The sequence below is a fragment of the Sphingobacterium sp. UBA1498 genome, from assembly GCF_002325125.1.
Classification (GTDB): Bacteria; Bacteroidota; Bacteroidia; order Sphingobacteriales; family Sphingobacteriaceae; genus Sphingobacterium.
Genome location: NZ_DCRG01000037.1, coordinates 26,394 through 41,689 on the forward strand (window position 1 = coordinate 26,394; position 15,296 = coordinate 41,689).

General features: G+C 40.2%; 13 protein-coding genes. 9 read left to right on the top strand and 4 right to left on the bottom strand.

The features are described from left to right. Nucleotide 1: 1 nt before the first annotated feature. The 9 genes from B3139_RS19490 (at nt 2) to B3139_RS19530 (ending at nt 8,280) form a co-directional block, all read left to right on the top strand. Nucleotides 2-727 (top strand): YebC/PmpR family DNA-binding transcriptional regulator, encoded by a 726-nt coding sequence (locus tag B3139_RS19490; protein ID WP_209578414.1) that lies wholly within the window; start codon nt 2-4, stop codon nt 725-727. Between the two features lie 120 nt (nt 728-847). Then, complete coding sequence (locus tag B3139_RS19495) at nt 848-2,137, top strand: hypothetical protein (protein WP_293885151.1); 1,290 nt, start codon at nt 848-850, stop codon at nt 2,135-2,137. Nucleotides 2,138-2,202: 65 nt separating this feature from the next. Then, on the top strand, nt 2,203-2,946 hold the full coding sequence (locus tag B3139_RS19500) for a DeoR/GlpR family DNA-binding transcription regulator (RefSeq protein ID WP_046673148.1): 744 nt from the start codon (nt 2,203-2,205) through the stop codon (nt 2,944-2,946). A gap of 23 nt (nt 2,947-2,969) precedes the next feature. Then, on the top strand, nt 2,970-4,430 hold the full coding sequence (locus tag B3139_RS19505; RefSeq protein WP_293885152.1) for a lipopolysaccharide biosynthesis protein: 1,461 nt from the start codon (nt 2,970-2,972) through the stop codon (nt 4,428-4,430). Beyond that, a complete protein-coding gene (locus B3139_RS19510; RefSeq protein WP_293885153.1) occupies nt 4,431-5,303 on the top strand; it encodes a glycosyltransferase family 2 protein in 873 nt (290 codons plus the stop codon). A 3-nt stretch (nt 5,304-5,306) separates the two neighbouring features. Beyond that, nucleotides 5,307-6,221 carry a glycosyltransferase gene (locus B3139_RS19515; RefSeq protein ID WP_293885154.1) on the top strand — a complete coding sequence of 305 codons (915 nt, stop codon included), beginning with the start codon at nt 5,307-5,309 and terminating at the stop codon, nt 6,219-6,221. Between the two features lie 6 nt (nt 6,222-6,227). Then, nucleotides 6,228-6,983, top strand: coding sequence for a glycosyltransferase family 2 protein (locus B3139_RS19520; RefSeq protein WP_293885155.1), 756 nt, complete (start codon nt 6,228-6,230; stop codon nt 6,981-6,983). After that, the gene (locus B3139_RS19525; protein ID WP_046673143.1) at nt 6,983-7,198 is read left to right on the top strand and encodes a DUF3820 family protein; all 216 of its coding nucleotides are present in this window, start codon (nt 6,983-6,985) and stop codon (nt 7,196-7,198) included. The genes B3139_RS19520 and B3139_RS19525 overlap by 1 nt, the downstream gene beginning before the upstream one ends. A 95-nt stretch (nt 7,199-7,293) precedes the next feature. Beyond that, entirely contained in the window at nt 7,294-8,280 is a 987-nt protein-coding gene (locus B3139_RS19530) for a rhodanese-related sulfurtransferase (RefSeq protein WP_293885156.1), read from the top strand. A 128-nt stretch (nt 8,281-8,408) separates the two neighbouring features. Here the strand turns inward: B3139_RS19530 and B3139_RS19535 are convergent, their stop codons facing one another. The 4 genes from B3139_RS19535 to B3139_RS19550 all read right to left on the bottom strand — a co-directional run bounded on the left by B3139_RS19535 (nt 8,409) and on the right by B3139_RS19550 (nt 15,224). Further along, nucleotides 8,409-9,104: a DUF937 domain-containing protein gene (locus tag B3139_RS19535; protein WP_293885157.1), complete on the bottom strand. Its 696-nt coding sequence runs from the start codon at nt 9,102-9,104 to the stop codon at nt 8,409-8,411. Nucleotides 9,105-9,221: 117 nt separating this feature from the next. Then, complete coding sequence (locus B3139_RS19540; RefSeq protein ID WP_293885158.1) at nt 9,222-10,484, bottom strand: DUF5689 domain-containing protein; 1,263 nt, start codon at nt 10,482-10,484, stop codon at nt 9,222-9,224. 3 nt (nt 10,485-10,487) lie between these two features. Continuing rightward, the gene (locus B3139_RS19545) at nt 10,488-11,957 is read right to left on the bottom strand and encodes a SusD/RagB family nutrient-binding outer membrane lipoprotein (protein ID WP_293885159.1); all 1,470 of its coding nucleotides are present in this window, start codon (nt 11,955-11,957) and stop codon (nt 10,488-10,490) included. A gap of 12 nt (nt 11,958-11,969) precedes the next feature. Then, nucleotides 11,970-15,224, bottom strand: a complete 3,255-nt coding sequence (locus B3139_RS19550; RefSeq protein ID WP_293885160.1) for a SusC/RagA family TonB-linked outer membrane protein — start codon at nt 15,222-15,224, stop codon at nt 11,970-11,972. Nucleotides 15,225-15,296: the final 72 nt, after the last annotated feature.

Consider the following 15,296-nt stretch of genomic DNA (forward strand, 5'->3'; position numbering starts at 1 on the left):
AATGGGAAGAGCTTTCGAATTCAGAAAAGAGCGGAAATTCAAACGCTGGGCCAAAATGGCCGTTCAATTTACACGTTTAGGTAAAGAAATCGCTATGGCGGTTAAAGAAAGCGGCCCTCATCCCGAAACCAACTCGAGACTTCGTACAGCAATACACAATGCCAAGGCCGTTAATATGCCCAAGGATCGTATTGAAGCTGCAATCAAACGTGCTTCAGAGAAAGATTCCAAGGGTTATGAAGAATATGTATACGAAGGCTATGGCCCTCATGGTGTACCTGTTTTAATTGAAACTGCGACAGATAACACCAACCGCACCGTAGGAAACATCCGCAGCTATTTTACGAAAGCAGGTGGTTCACTAGGAAAAACAGGATCACTGGATTTTATTTTCAACCGCAAATCCATTTTCCGTTTTGCTGCAACAGAAGAACTGGACTTAGAAGAGTTGGAATTAGAGTTGATCGATGGAGGCTTAGAAGAATTATACGTGGAATCTGATGAAGAGGGCAATGATGTTGCTGTCGTTCAAACTTCTTTTGAAGACTTTGGTAATATGCAAAAATTACTGGAAGAGAAAGGAATTGAGGTGAAATCTGCGAAATTGGAACGCATCGCCTTATCGCATTCAGATATTACCGAAGAACAAGCAGCAGATGTCTTAAAGATGATTGATAAAATCGAAGAAGATGATGATGTTCAAGCTGTTTACCATAATATGGCATAGTTAAGGAATCTGTCAAATAACAAAAAAGAGCGCTCGTCGCTCTTTTTTGTTTAAAACACCGTCTAGCTCCGTCAGAAAAATTACTACATTTGTAATAGACTAAATCAAACTCGTATCAGAATGACTTTTGAAGAATTTTTCATAAAAAAGAAAATTGATTTAAAAGCTTTACAAGCTGCAGATAAACCCTTATTTGAGGAGTTCAAAGCACATTATTCTGCGATGGGAGAAAAAAGCTTTGACCACAGCAAGAAGTTCTGGTTCAATAAGCTTCGAAAAAGCTTCCATCTGAAAGAGGAAGAAACTCCAGCCGCAAAACCTGCAGTAAAACAGGCCGTGGCTGATACTCCAACGGAGACTTCTGGTTCGAAGGCGATAAAACCCGCGGGCTTCAAACCTCGATTCAAAGCTACAATTACACCAGCAGTTGATGAGGCTAAAACCACCGAAGCACCAGATTCTGCTAAAACTGAGACCGCCTCTGCTCCAACAGGATTTAAGCCGAGATTCAAAGCCGGAGTCACTAAAGCTCCTGACGCAGCAGCAACTACTCCTGCAACTGACGAAACTACTCCATCGGCGCCAAAACCAACAGGATTCAAACCTAGGTTTAAAGCCGGAGTCACTAAAGCTCCTGACACAGCAGCAACTACACCTGCATCCGAAGAAACAACTGACAAAGCTACTCCATCAGCGCCAAAACCAACAGGATTTAAGCCGAGGTTTAAAGCCGGAGTCACTAAAGCTCCTGACGCAGCAGCAACTACTCCTGCATCCGAAGAAACAACTGACAAAGCTACTCCATCGGCACCAAAACCGACAGGCTTTAAGCCGAGGTTTAAAGCGGGGGTGACGAAAACAGAAACTTCCGAACAAGCGCCGCAGGCCGCACCAATAGATAAAATCAGTTCAGAATCAACTATAAACGCTGAACCAGAAAATAACAATCCGGATACCCAAGAACCTGTTGCCAACAAGCCTACAGGCTTCAAACCACGGTTTAAAGCAGGCGTGACGAAAATAGAAACTTCCGAACAAGCGCCGCAGGCCGCATCAATAGATAAAATCAGTTCAGAAACAACTATAAACGCTGAACCAGAAAATAACAATTCAGATACCCAAGAACCTGTTGCCAACAAACCAACAGGATTCAAACCGCGGTTTAAAGCAGGTGTGACGAAAATAGAAACTTCCGAACAAGCGCCGCAGGCCGCACCGAAAGCCGCAGTCAAATCAGAAGAAGTCGTAAATGCGGAACAAAAAAACGAAGATTCAGACACACAGCAAACTCCGGCAATAGCGCCCGAAAACCATAGCATTGACGAACAGCAAACTGCAACCAGTAAACCCACGGGCTTCAAACCAAGGTTCAAAGCTGGCTTAACAAAAATTGACAAAAAGGAAGAATAATTTTCACTACATTTAGAGTGATTTTTTCAATTAATTTTTAAATTCCGATTAAAAACCACAGACCAATGTTAAAGGAAGAAAGACAAGCATTCATTATACATCAGATTAACCTACATAACAAAGTTTTATCTTCAGATCTAAGTGTCCAGCTCAATGTATCTGAGGATACAATTAGACGAGACTTAAACGAACTTGCAGAGAACGGTAAAGTTTTAAAAGTCTATGGTGGAGCATTATCCAAATCTTTTCAATTTCCCTTCCAGGATGGGAATGTGTATGCCAAGGAAGCAAAAAAAGAAATTGCTAAGAAAGCAAGCACATTAATCTCAAATGGCATGACAGTCTTAGTCGGCGGCGGGACAACATTAATCGAATTGGCAAGAACAATACCTGATCACCTTCAGTGTACATTTTTCACTATAAGCCCGTTAGTTGCATTAGAACTGGCAGAAAAACCAAATCTGGAAGTCATTTTGGTCGGCGGAAAGCTTTCACGCAACACAAACATTGTTTCTGGAGCTCAAGTGGCCAATGAATTGGCCGATCTTAAAGTCGATCTTTGTTTGTTGGGAACAAATTCTCTTTCCGTAGAAGACGGGGTTACTGACTCGGACTGGGAGGTCGTACAAATCAAACGCGCTATGATTAAATGCTCGAAAAAGGTAGCTATTCTGAGCATTGCGGAAAAACTTAATTCAGTTCAAAAAATGAAAGTAGTTCCGTTACGTGATATTTCCTATTTGATTACCGATGTCAATCCAACTGATGTTTCCCTAAAAGAATTTGCGAATACAATTGCAATACTTTAATATTGCCGCTCATTTAATTTAGCATGTCATCGCAAACGAAAAATGACTCTTTAAAATCAAAAACAACAAAAGGACTGCTATGGGGTGGTATGGCCAGTATCATCCAGCAGTTTTTGGGCTTCGGCTTCGGCATCCTTCTAAACCGTAAACTAACAGCGGAAGATTACGGTTTAGTAGCGATGATCACTATCTTTTCCGTTCTAGCTTCTGCCTTTCAAGAAAGTGGGTTTGTTTACGGTATCGTGAATAAAAAGCAGGTTGAACATAAGGATTATAACGCTGTTTTCTGGACAAGCGTCGGGATTGGAACATTCATCTATATCGTCTTATTTTTCGCAGCTCCTCTTATCGCTCTATATTATAATCAACCAGTACTTATAGAACTAAGCAGGTTTACCTTCTTGTCCTTTTGGCTAGGAAGTTTTGGTATCGCCCATAACGCCTACCTCTTCAGAAATCTAAAAATAAAAGAACGCGTTATTACGGGCACTTTTGCACTTATTGTATCCAATTTGGTCGGGGTTTATCTTGCTTATAAAGATTATGCTTATTGGGCATACGCTATTCAAATTGTATCCTACAGTGGCTTTAATATGCTCGGATTCTGGTATTTTTCCAAATTTAGGCCAACTTTTCAATTCGATTTCCGCCCCATTCGTGACATTTTAGGATTTAGCAGTAAAATACTGGTTACCAACATCTTTATCAACCTGAATAAAAATATCTATGCGGCAATCTTAGGACGCCATTATACTGCAGAAGAATTAGGTTACACGGTTAATCCAAACCGCTGGAGCATCATGGCCCAGAATATATTAACCAATATGGTCAATAATGTGACCCAGCCCATTTTAAAGGAGATAGAAGATGATAAAGACAGGCAAGTAAGGGTGTTTCGCAAACTGATTTCTTTTACTGCTTTTTTGGCATTTCCCATGTTATTGGGTTTAACCACTGTAGCACAGGATTTCATTTCGATTGCAATCACCGACAAATGGGCGCAAAGTGCCATATTTCTTCAAATATTTTGTATTGGAGCGGCATTTGATTCTGTTAGCAACGTTTTTTCTAACCTCATCATTAGCAAGGGAAAACCTCAAGTTTATATGCGGAATATCATCGTGTTTGGTCTGCTCCAAATCGCTATTCTGTTCTTCGGCAAATCATTAGGTCTTGAATTGCTCATTGGATTAACCTCAGCATTAAATGCGCTCTGGATATTCGTATGGTATGCTTCTGCTAAACCTTATATGAGTTATTCATTTCGTTATCTTCTGGCAGATATTTTTGCTTATGCATTATTGGCAGCTGCCAGTTGTATTACAGCTCATTATGCCACCGCAGCTATCGCCAATCTCTATCTTAGGTTTGCAAGCACAATTGGAGTGGCCGTATGTGCATATATCATTGTCAATAGAATCTTTAAACCCAGCATTTTGTTGGAATTATTCCACTATTTCCTAACAGTTATCCGAAAAAAATAGATGGCCAGGATTCTCACCATAATCGTCTCTTATAATTTTGAGCCTTGGATCCACAAGTGCTTACCCAGTCTATTGGATTCGAGCTACCCTACAGATATTTTAGTTGTCGACAACAATTCGGTAGACAATACCACACAGATCATAAAAGAAACGTATCCGACAATAAGACTAATAGAAAGTTCCGAAAATCTGGGTTTTGGAAAGGCCAACAACATCGGACTTGACATTGTTTTGAAGGAAGAATATGATTATGCATTTTTGGTCAACCAGGATGCCTGGGTGGATCGGAACTGTCTCGCCAATTTAATCAAGGTAAATACAGACAATATCGGCATTATTTCACCGATTCACTACGACGGTACAGAAACCACACTGGACCATGGCTTTGCTGAGTACACAAAAGATGCCATCACCAAAAATTCCTATCGGATCTGTCCTTTTGTCAATGCCGCCTTTTGGTTGATCCCCAACACAGTTATCAGAAAAGTCGGTGGTTTCGCACCGATCTTTTTTCATTATGGGGAAGATAAGGATTATGCCAACCGCATCAATTACTACGGATTAAACATTGTTCTGGCTGAAGAAGCCAAGGCTTATCACGATAGGCAGCAACGCAAAACAGACCGCAAAGCTTTTATGAAAAGCGAATTTGTCTATCATCTGACTGAATATTGCAATATCAATTATACTTTTGTAAAAGCTTTTTCGATGGCGGTATTGGCAAGCCTAAAGAAAATGGCATCTTCATTTTTTAAAGGAGATCTTTTTGAAGCAAAGAGCTATTTAACTATTGTTTTTAGATTACTTGGAAAAACGAGTGCTGTTTATCGGACTCGTCAGGCCAACAAGAAAGCATTCAACACAATCTTTTGACACATGAACAGTATTGCTCCAGTCATACTTTTTGTCTATAATCGTCCTGATCATACGATAAGAACGCTTACAGCATTAGAAAAAAATAAACAGGCAGGCCAAACTATACTTTACATCTATTCGGATGCTGCAAAAAATGAAAAGTCTGTTCAAGCAGTTGATGAAGTGCGAAAAATTATCAATAGGGCCTGGAAATTTAAAGAGGTGATTATCGTAGAACGAAAAGAAAATTGGGGTCTGGCAGCGAATGTAATTGACGGTGTTACGAAAGTGGTCAATACGCATGGAAAGATTATTGTCTTAGAAGACGATCTAGAAACTTCAGTTTTTGCCCTGGATTATTTTAACAAAGCATTGGAGCGGTATAAAGATCAAGAACAGGTCATGGAAATCAGTGGCTACAGTTATCCGGTAAAGGATTTAAATAAGCTGCCAGAGACGTTCTTTTTCCGAGTGGCAAACAGTTGGGGTTGGGCAACCTGGGATCGCGCCTGGAAATATTTCAACCCAAACATTGATGAAATTGTATCGGATTTTACAGCAGCGCAGATCCATCAATTTAGTATAGAGGGTAAAGAAAACTTTTGGAAACAAGTACGGGAATTGAAGGCGGGAAAGATCAACTCTTGGGCGATACGCTGGTATGCTTCCATATTCAGAAAAAATGGATTAGTTTTGTATCCTAGGAATTCGATGACCCAGAATATTGGGAACGACGGTTCGGGCACACATACAGCTTCTGAATCAACTTATCAGGTTGCACTAGCTGAACATCCTGTAGCGTATTTTCCAACGGAAATTTCAGAAAACAAACAAGCTTACGAAGCTATCAAGCATTTTTATGCACATCGCAAAGGATCATTGTTCAACCGTGCCATCCGATTCTTTAAAAAGAAAATAAACACATTCAATACATAAAGAAACATGTCTGCTCATCCTAAATTCTCGATTATAACTGTCGTTTACAACAATCTTCGTGACATAGAATACACCCTTAAATCTGTTGTTAATCAAAGCTATGACAATATAGAGTATATTGTGATAGACGGACAATCAACCGATGGTACATTAGATGTCATCCAAAAATATAGCAATCAGATCTCTGTCGTGTTATCCGAGAAAGATAAGGGCATCTATGATGCGATGAATAAAGGGTTGGCCCTAGCAACAGGTGATTATGTTCTTTTTCTAAATTCCGGTGATGAAATATATGATCTCAACAGCATTGAGAACCTTGCTAAACTGAGTGACAACGCCGATATTCTTTATGGCGAAACTATACTTGTAGACGAACATCGAAATATTGTTGGTGAACGGAGACATAAAGTCCCAGCTTATTTTAACTGGAAAAGCTTTCGCTATGGTATGAATATATGCCATCAGGCCATCTATATCAAGCGTGACATAGCCGAGTCATACGATCTCAATTATAAATTATGCGCCGATATTGACTGGGTTATTCGCTGTGCCAAAAAGTCAAAAAAATCCGTTAATGCACAGCAATATGTGGCCCGCTATCTTGTTGGTGGAATGTCAAAGCAAAAACATAAGGAATCTTTGAAAGAGCGTTTTGCTATTTTCAAACACTACTATGGGGCTATTCCTAATCTATTCAACCATGGGATTATTGCACTAAAAGCCATATGGCACCGTCTTAATTATGGAAAACCTCAAGACTAATGTTAAATCCTGAAATTTTAACCGAGCTTGTTACAGTCAAGATGCCGTTTGGCAAATACCAAGGCTACACCTTATGTAATCTTCCTGAGCCATATTTGGTCTGGTACAACCAAAAAGGTTTTCCGAAGGGAAAACTAGGTCAGCAGTTAGCGACACTCTACGAAATAAAACTCAACGGTCTGGAGTATCTTCTCGAACCTTTGAAGAAAAGGTGACGAGGGTCATTTTATTCCATTTATTATTTTTCGTAGCTTTGCAAAGAATTTATTTTTAGCATTAAACGCCGTTTGCAGCGGTATCAATGAATATCATGACACAATATCAAACTTTGCTGTACTATTGCTACAGCCCTATCGAGGATGCCGAAAAATTTGCATCAGATCACTTAGAATTTTGTAAATCACTGGGCCTAGTCGGTCGTATCATTGTCGCTGATGAGGGTCTTAATGGAACTGTTTCCGGCACTATTGAAGCGTGTAAAAGCTACATGGATGCAATCTATGCGGATGGACGTTTTAACAAAACAGAATTTAAAATTGACGATGTCGAAGAACCGTCATTCATTAAAATGCACTGCCGATATAAAGCCGAGATTGTTCACTCTGGGTTGCGTGATCCGAAAGAAATTGACCCCAACCGTCAAACAGGTGTTCACCTCGAACCCAAGGATTTCTTGGCGATGAAAGATCAGGAGGATGTTGTTGTTTTGGATGTACGTTCAAATTACGAGCACAATGTCGGTCATTTTAAAAATGCTGTTACTTTAGATATTGAAAACTTCCGCGAGTTCCCGGAAAAAATCAAAGAGCTTGAAAAGTATAAAGGCAAAAAAATATTAACCTACTGCACAGGAGGAATTAAATGTGAAAAAGCATCTGCTCTTTTATTAAAAGAAGGATTCGAGGATGTTTATCAATTACATGGTGGTATTATTAAATATGGGAAAGAAGCTGGTGGCGAGGATTTCGAGGGCCAATGCTACGTCTTCGACAACCGTGTTACAGTGGATATCAACTCTGTCAACCCATCGGTTGTATCGACTTGCTTTAATTGTGGCAAGCATACAACGAAGATGATTAACTGTGCCAACCCGACTTGTAATGAGCATTTCACCCAGTGTGATGAGTGCGGCTGGGAGATGGACGGATGCTGCTCGACAGCATGTAAAGAGAACCCAAATAAACGTGAATATGACGGAACAGGATATTATGTCAAGGTACCTCAACCCGTCAATATTGACAAAATCAGCAAAAGAAAACATAAAAATTTCCCACCGAAAGTGTCGGTCGAAAATTAATACGAATTGGACAAAAAGTATGAGGTCGGAAGTGTAGAACTTCCGACCTCATACTTTTTAAGATCTGCATTATCCTAACTTAATCCCATACGAGCTTTTTATCAAAAAAACTAATAGCCTAACACAGCTTACTTCCCAAACATACCGACGATCGAATCAAGAATATTTCCCTTCGCCTGTCCATCGTTATTTTTATCAAAAAAACTGCCTGCTAGTCCACCCAACATGTCCGTAATGCTACCGCCCGCTGTGGGCTGCTCCGTTGTTTGCGCTTGTTCTTCTTGACCACCGCCCAAAAAAGAGCCTAAAATACCCCCCAACATACCGCCACCTGCATTCTGTTGTGTTCCACCTCCTAGCACAGAACCGATCAGATCGCCAATACCACCGCCACTTGAAGCCTGCTTTTGTTGCCCTAAATAACCCATTACGATAGGAGCCAGCGTGGCAAGTACCCCTGTTACCTGTGAGGAACTCAAGCCTGCTTTATCCGCAATATTCTGGGTTACTACTTCGGTATTTTGACCAAACATATGGTTAACAATTTTATTGCCATCTTCAGAACCATTATGCCCCGCTCCTCCTTGTCCAAATAGATCGCCAATTTTATCGAGTATCCCGCTATTGCTATGCTGATCAATAGCATTGTCAATATTTTCTGCCTGCCCTTTGTTTTTCGCATTGTAATTCAGTGCTGCAATCATCAAGGGAACTGCTGCCGCTACAATCCATTTTGCTTTAGATTCACTGACACCAGTTATTTTTGAAATAGTCTCTATAACTTTGGAACCTACTCCACCTGTAACTAAATCTGTTAAATTCATAAGTCTTCGTTTATAGTTATATAATGAAGATAACGATTTTTTTTGACGAGTTGAGATAATACCTGATTATAAGAAAGCCTCATTNNAATGAGGCTTTCTTATAATCAACTTTTTAAATTAATAACTTTTATAAATAGCAATATCATCCAATCCCAACCTGCCGTTATTAATCACATTGTTACTTGTTCCTAATCCTAGCTTGGTAACTCTAAAACGGACCGGCCCCTGAATATTCATTAAGAATACAGCCTGTTTTGAATTCATGCTCTCTGTTGTTGTGTGCGCGTCCGAAATAGGCTCGCCTGTTTGCTTCCATGTCGTTCCTCCATCGTTCGAGTATTCCAACTTGAACGTACACGAGCGATCGGTGTAATACGAACCATACCAAAGCGTTATTTTTGAGGCCCCATTCGGCACATCAAAATTCATTTGCACATAACCATCAACACTTAAGTTCTGCTGCATACGGATGGCATTTTTTCCAGAAACAATACGATCACGACCAGCAGTTGTTCCTAGAATAGCCTGATACAGGTTCCATTGCCCCGTTGGAAAGGAGACCGCGTTTTTATCCTTCATATCATAACTACCTTTCAAACTCGCATCTACAGCATCAAAAGTTTCAGGCCAACCTGCATATAACTTACCGCTGGCATAAGCCATATCAGCATAACTCTGCATCCTAACTTGTAGATTTTCGCCCTCCTTGAATGCAATTCCTCTGAAAGATGCACTTGGAGCGATGGACTCCTCAGCAAATGTCGCATTATCTTGTGTATGCAATATAATCTCATTTTTATCACCATCCATCAAGATTTTATCTCCTTTCAACGCTGTCCCGGCTGCGGGTTCAGGTTCAACATCGGCTGTAATATCGATATAGGTTGATTCAAACTCATCAAACTTCGACTTTAGACTGGAAACAGCAACAGGCAATGGGGCAATAGTATTACCAGATGAGTAGACTTTAAGCTGTTGATTATTATCGACTGAAAGAACTAATAAGCCATCTTTTGTAATCAGTTTTGAACCGCTAATATTGATCTGAACCGAATCTCCAAATTTAAATTCAGACGCATTGGGCACCTGAACTAATATTCCACGGCGTTGATTTCGCCAAATATTCTGTACAGCAAGTGTATTTTCCGGTAAATTCTTATTTTCCGCATGCGAAACGACCACTGCTTTGATATATTCTGCACCTTGTAGCGAAGACGCATTAAGCTGTAAATCGGCATTTTTATATAGACTGCGTAGCGCATACAACGATATTTCAGGATTTAGTGTCCCTACCGATTCATTGACGTTGTCTTTGATACAGCCGGACAGCAATGCTGACATTGCCAACATACTGCATAGTATTGATTTTAACTTTTTCATTGATTAGTTGATTGAAGGTTGCCACCACATTTTTTCATTTATCCCGTCTCCCCCCATACGACTCACAGCATCCTGATAATTTACTTTGTTTAAAGATTGTACAATTATTGGATAATTTAAACGTACTGGCATTTTCCCTTGATTCAACAAGCCCGGACCTTTGTATAAATCCAATAATTGGGTTCTACGGTATTCGTACCACTGTTGGAAATCCGTAAATAGCATCGCATAGTATTTTTGCAAATGCACCTTTTTTAATTTCGCATTATCACTATCTGTGGGCAACAATTGAACCTTTGCACTGCTTAGGTAAGATGCTGGCGCTGTTAGCCCCCAGTATTCCATAGCCGCGTTCACTCCCTTTAAATAGGCTCCAGGCGCATCGACCTGAGCATACCCTCTCATACCACATTCAGCAATAATAAATTGCAACTCGGCGTAATTCATGATATTTCCCATATGCGAATCAGCTTTTAGACTTGTTAAAAGCGTTGATTGTTGCTCGGGGACATTTCCTCTCTGGTATCCGGACTGCATACCGCCATACACTCCTAATGTGGCTTCAGTGGCCCAAATTTTTAATCTTGGGTCTGAAAGGTCCAGCAGATTATTGATAAAAAACTCTGAATAGCCTTTGTTCCCATTAAAATCTATGTCACGGCTATTAAAATAAGGATTCATGTAAGGCTGTACATTAGTGTAGTATAAAGCAGCTGTTTCGGCATTGCTTTGCATCACAGGATATTCAGCGGCATTCGTTTCTAATATTTCTTTGATCTTTGCAACGGCATTGGTTTCTGACTTATGTGCTATACGTAGCAATAATCGGAGATATAAAGAATTACCAAATTTCTGCCATTTTGCAGGATCAGAATTAAATATGGGATCCATCGCTAAATTGGTCGATTCGACAGCAACCTTACCTTTCAAAAGCGTATTGGCCTCTTCTAATTTTCTAAAGATATCCGCATAAATATCGGACTGTTTATCAAATACAGGAGTTAAATTACTATCACTATACCCTTTATTGCTGTCCGTATAAGGTACATCACCATACATATCAGTTATTAACGAACTCACCCAAGCATCCAATATAAGCGAAATACCCTGGTATGTCTGATAACCCTTCTGCTGCCCTTCCCCTGCCTTCTGATAAATATCACGTATATTCGTCAACTGTACGTACCATCCGGACCAGGTAGATTCCGCTTCTGACGGCCTGATTTCATACCGTTGAATCTCCAATGCATCATTTACTGTTACCGTCACTTGCATAAGCTCATTGTTGATGCGCATATTACGGGACAAGTTTGTGTTTAACACATTGAGTAAAGCTGGCGCTATGAGACTTTGTGGCGCTGCCGCAGAAATTGCATTTGGATTTGTATTTATTGCGACAAAGTCTTTTGTACAGCTCTGTAGCATCCCACAGGCTGCCAACAAAATAAAAGCTTTTCTTATATTCTTTTTCATAATACGCTGGATTTAAAATGAGAATGATAAATTGACACCCATTGTACGGGTTGAAGGGAACTGGGCAATCTCTGCGCCTTTCTCAATACCGCTTGAATTTAACGATCCAAACTCTGGGTCAAATGAAGGCCATTTGGTCATGACAAACAGATCTCTTCCGTACACCCCAATTGATGCGCGCTCAATTTTCAAACGTTCAACAAAAGACTTAGGTAACGTATAGTCAAATCTGACCTCACGAAGCTTTATAAAGTCCGTGGAAAAAGTATTTGATTCTATATTATCCCGGTTAAAATGTTTAGCATAATAATCTCCAGCAGACGCAACAACTGTATTCTTGCTGTAGCTTCCATCACTATTCTTCACAACACCATCGCCAATAATACCATTATATCGGCCCGGAATTGTCTTTTTTAATTTTCCCTCTTCCATCAATACGGCATGTGTCAACGAATATCCCACTCCGCCGAATTGACCATCAAATAAGAAATTAAATCTAAATCCTTTGTATTTAAATTCATTCCCCCAACCGAATTTGGTCGTCGCATTTGGATTACCGATATACATGTTCTGTTGGGACAATACAGGAAGTCCATTTTCATAAACAATTTGGCCATCCTGATTCCGCTCATATCCAAGTCCATAAATATCACCAAATCGTCTACCGGGTAAAGCCACAATTGATCCTCTGCTGCCAAACAACGTGGATAGCACTAATTCTCCTTGCAGATCTGCAGGTATGGAAATGACTTTCGAATCATAGCTCGTAAAATTTCCATACATATTCCAATTTAAGCCGTCTCTCTTCTTGATGATGTCGCCAGAAAGCGCAATCTCTATTCCCCTATTCTGTACCTCTCCAGCATTCGTAATCTGATTTCTGAAACCGCTTGAAGGATCCAGCGGAGACTCAATAATCTGATCGTATGTCGTGCTCGAATATACTGTAAGATCTAACTTGAGCCGGTCTCTGAACATTCTAAAATCTGTTCCCAACTCGTAAGATCGTGTATTTTCAAATCTAAGATTTTCATCTGGAACGGTTGTAGGATTTGTAAGTCCCCCCGTAGTTCCTTCAACGCTGCTGTAACCATAAGAGTTTAGATATGGACGTTTCCCCCCACCCCCAACCCCAGCGATGGAGGCCCTGACTTTCCAAAAATTAATTGCTTTAGGCAAGTTCAGCAATTGGGAAAGAACGAAACTCGTATTTATAGAGGGATAGAAAAATGGCTTAACCTCATTTTTTTTTGGTGAAGCTAATGTACTCGCCCAATCAATCCTTCCTGTCGCATCAACAAAAATCATATCTTTATAGCTGTAGTTCGTTAAAGCATATAAACTATTGACCGCATATTCTTCGCGACGGGGTAAATAAACGACCTTTTCCCTAGCATTTGCAAAATTATACTGGTTAGGATAAATTAAACTATTAGCATAAGCATCATCCTTAATATACTTATTGTGCATCAATGAACCTCCAACCGATGCGCCAAATTTGTGAAGACTGCTCCGTTGATTGTTATATTGCAATAAAAAGTCCGAGTTAATTTCCTGGTTATTAATTGACTGCTCCCGGTAATAGCCATAAGCATATTTATAGGTATCAAATGGTCTCGATTGTTTGCGTTTATCATAGCTCCAATCGATTCCTGTCCGCACCATCAAATTCAACTCTTTATTGAATTTATAATCGGCCTGTAAATTTCCAATAACATTGTTTTTATCCTGCGCATTGATCATATCATAAGATATGGTTCTTGGATTATCCAACAGGTTTGAAAATGGAGTCATCTGTTCAATCCCTTCCTTGCCTGGAATCCAATTCTGCTCTAGCCAGGCTGCATTCACATTCGGCACAATACCCCGCACAAAGTACATGTAACTTTGATTGTTATATCCACTGTTTGGCAAATTATCTGATCCCCTATTATTAAAATTAATTTTTGTTGAGAGACTCAGCTTATCCGTCACCTTGTTATTGAACTGCATAGCGATGGTATTCCTATTATAACCCATGTTCGGAATAATCCATTTGTTCGTGACGTTGGTATATGAAAACCGCGAACTGGTCTTTTCAGTAGCACCAGAAATACTGATCGAATTAGTAGACGTGAGCTCCGTTTGGAAAAGATCCTTTCGGTTATTTTCATAGGGTCTCCATAATGTCCGCTCCGGAGGTGTCAAACGGTAGAAATTAGGATCGTACTGATAATAATACTGTCCATCAAATTTAGGTCCCCAAGCAGAAGACGTACTTAAAGTACTTGCACCATCCTCTGACTGTCCGTAGGAATAGTAAAGATCCTGATCAATCGCACCTTGACCATATTGGTATTGATAATCGGGCCATCTGTTGATTGTCCCAATTGCCGTATTCGAATTAACGGATACGCCAATTTTATTTTTAGCTCCTTTTCCCTTTTTTGTGGTAATAATTACTGCACCATGCGCTCCCCGATAGCCATAAAGTGCGGAAGCTCCAGGCCCTTTCAAAACAGATACAGATTCGATATCATCCGGATTAATATCCGAGAGCGATGTTCCAAAGTCTGTTGGAGAATCGCTATCCAAATAATTGGAACTACCATTACCGGTCATCCGCGTCCCTCCTCCCATGACAACACCATCCACAACAATCAATGCGGAATTATCGCCCGTAAAAGATGTTTCCCCTCTTAAAATAATCTGATTGGATCCCAATGGCCCCGCACCCGACTTTACCAAATTCAAACCAGCGACCTTTCCTGTTAGGGCATCCGTCCAGTTGTTTGAAATTGCATTCGTCAATTCCTCGCCTTTGACCGTGCTTATGGAATAGCCTAATGCCTTCTCTTCTCGCTGTATGCCTAGTGCTGTCACAACGACTTCATTGAGCGCCTCCGATCTCGCAATTAAAGAAATTTTAGCATTCAATTGAGCAGCCTCGTAAGTTCGCGTTTGAGCTTCATAACCGATCATCTGAAAACGGATCTTTCCCCCTACTTCAATATCTACCTCAAAATTTCCGTTACGATCCGTAGACCCCTTCGTCACTCCACCTGAAAGTATCGATACAGATGCAAGTGGCTCCTTCGTTTGATTATCGACAACTTTTCCTTTAATCTTAATCTTCCCTTGATTAAAATCATGAAAAACACGATGGCCTCGTTCTAATGGAACCATCGCCTTAGCTACATCCATATTGCACGCAATTGCTAAAGCCGCAAATAGCACTTTCGAGGAGGCGTGCCGCAGATTAATTTGGATAGGGTTAATACTAAACATAGTTATTGGTGTAAATTGTTAATTTTCAATTTGGCACAAAAATATATCCCTAACAAAAAGTTTGCTTTAACT

Bases quoted from the DNA above. Each gene is read 5' to 3' on its own strand.
- B3139_RS19550 (WP_293885160.1), bottom strand. From the start codon at position 15,224: ATGTTTAGTATTAACCCTATCCAAATTAATCTGCGGCACGCCTCCTCG.
- B3139_RS19545 (WP_293885159.1), bottom strand. From the start codon at position 11,957: ATGAAAAAGAATATAAGAAAAGCTTTTATTTTGTTGGCAGCCTGTGGG.
- B3139_RS19525 (WP_046673143.1), top strand. From the start codon at position 6,983: ATGTTAAATCCTGAAATTTTAACCGAGCTTGTTACAGTCAAGATGCCG.
- B3139_RS19500 (WP_046673148.1), top strand. From the start codon at position 2,203: ATGTTAAAGGAAGAAAGACAAGCATTCATTATACATCAGATTAACCTA.
- B3139_RS19515 (WP_293885154.1), top strand. From the start codon at position 5,307: ATGAACAGTATTGCTCCAGTCATACTTTTTGTCTATAATCGTCCTGAT.
- B3139_RS19490 (WP_209578414.1), top strand. From the start codon at position 2: ATGGGAAGAGCTTTCGAATTCAGAAAAGAGCGGAAATTCAAACGCTGG.
- B3139_RS19540 (WP_293885158.1), bottom strand. From the start codon at position 10,484: ATGAAAAAGTTAAAATCAATACTATGCAGTATGTTGGCAATGTCAGCA.
- B3139_RS19505 (WP_293885152.1), top strand. From the start codon at position 2,970: ATGTCATCGCAAACGAAAAATGACTCTTTAAAATCAAAAACAACAAAA.
- B3139_RS19530 (WP_293885156.1), top strand. From the start codon at position 7,294: ATGACACAATATCAAACTTTGCTGTACTATTGCTACAGCCCTATCGAG.
- B3139_RS19495 (WP_293885151.1), top strand. From the start codon at position 848: ATGACTTTTGAAGAATTTTTCATAAAAAAGAAAATTGATTTAAAAGCT.
- B3139_RS19520 (WP_293885155.1), top strand. From the start codon at position 6,228: ATGTCTGCTCATCCTAAATTCTCGATTATAACTGTCGTTTACAACAAT.
- B3139_RS19535 (WP_293885157.1), bottom strand. From the start codon at position 9,104: ATGAATTTAACAGATTTAGTTACAGGTGGAGTAGGTTCCAAAGTTATA.
- B3139_RS19510 (WP_293885153.1), top strand. From the start codon at position 4,431: ATGGCCAGGATTCTCACCATAATCGTCTCTTATAATTTTGAGCCTTGG.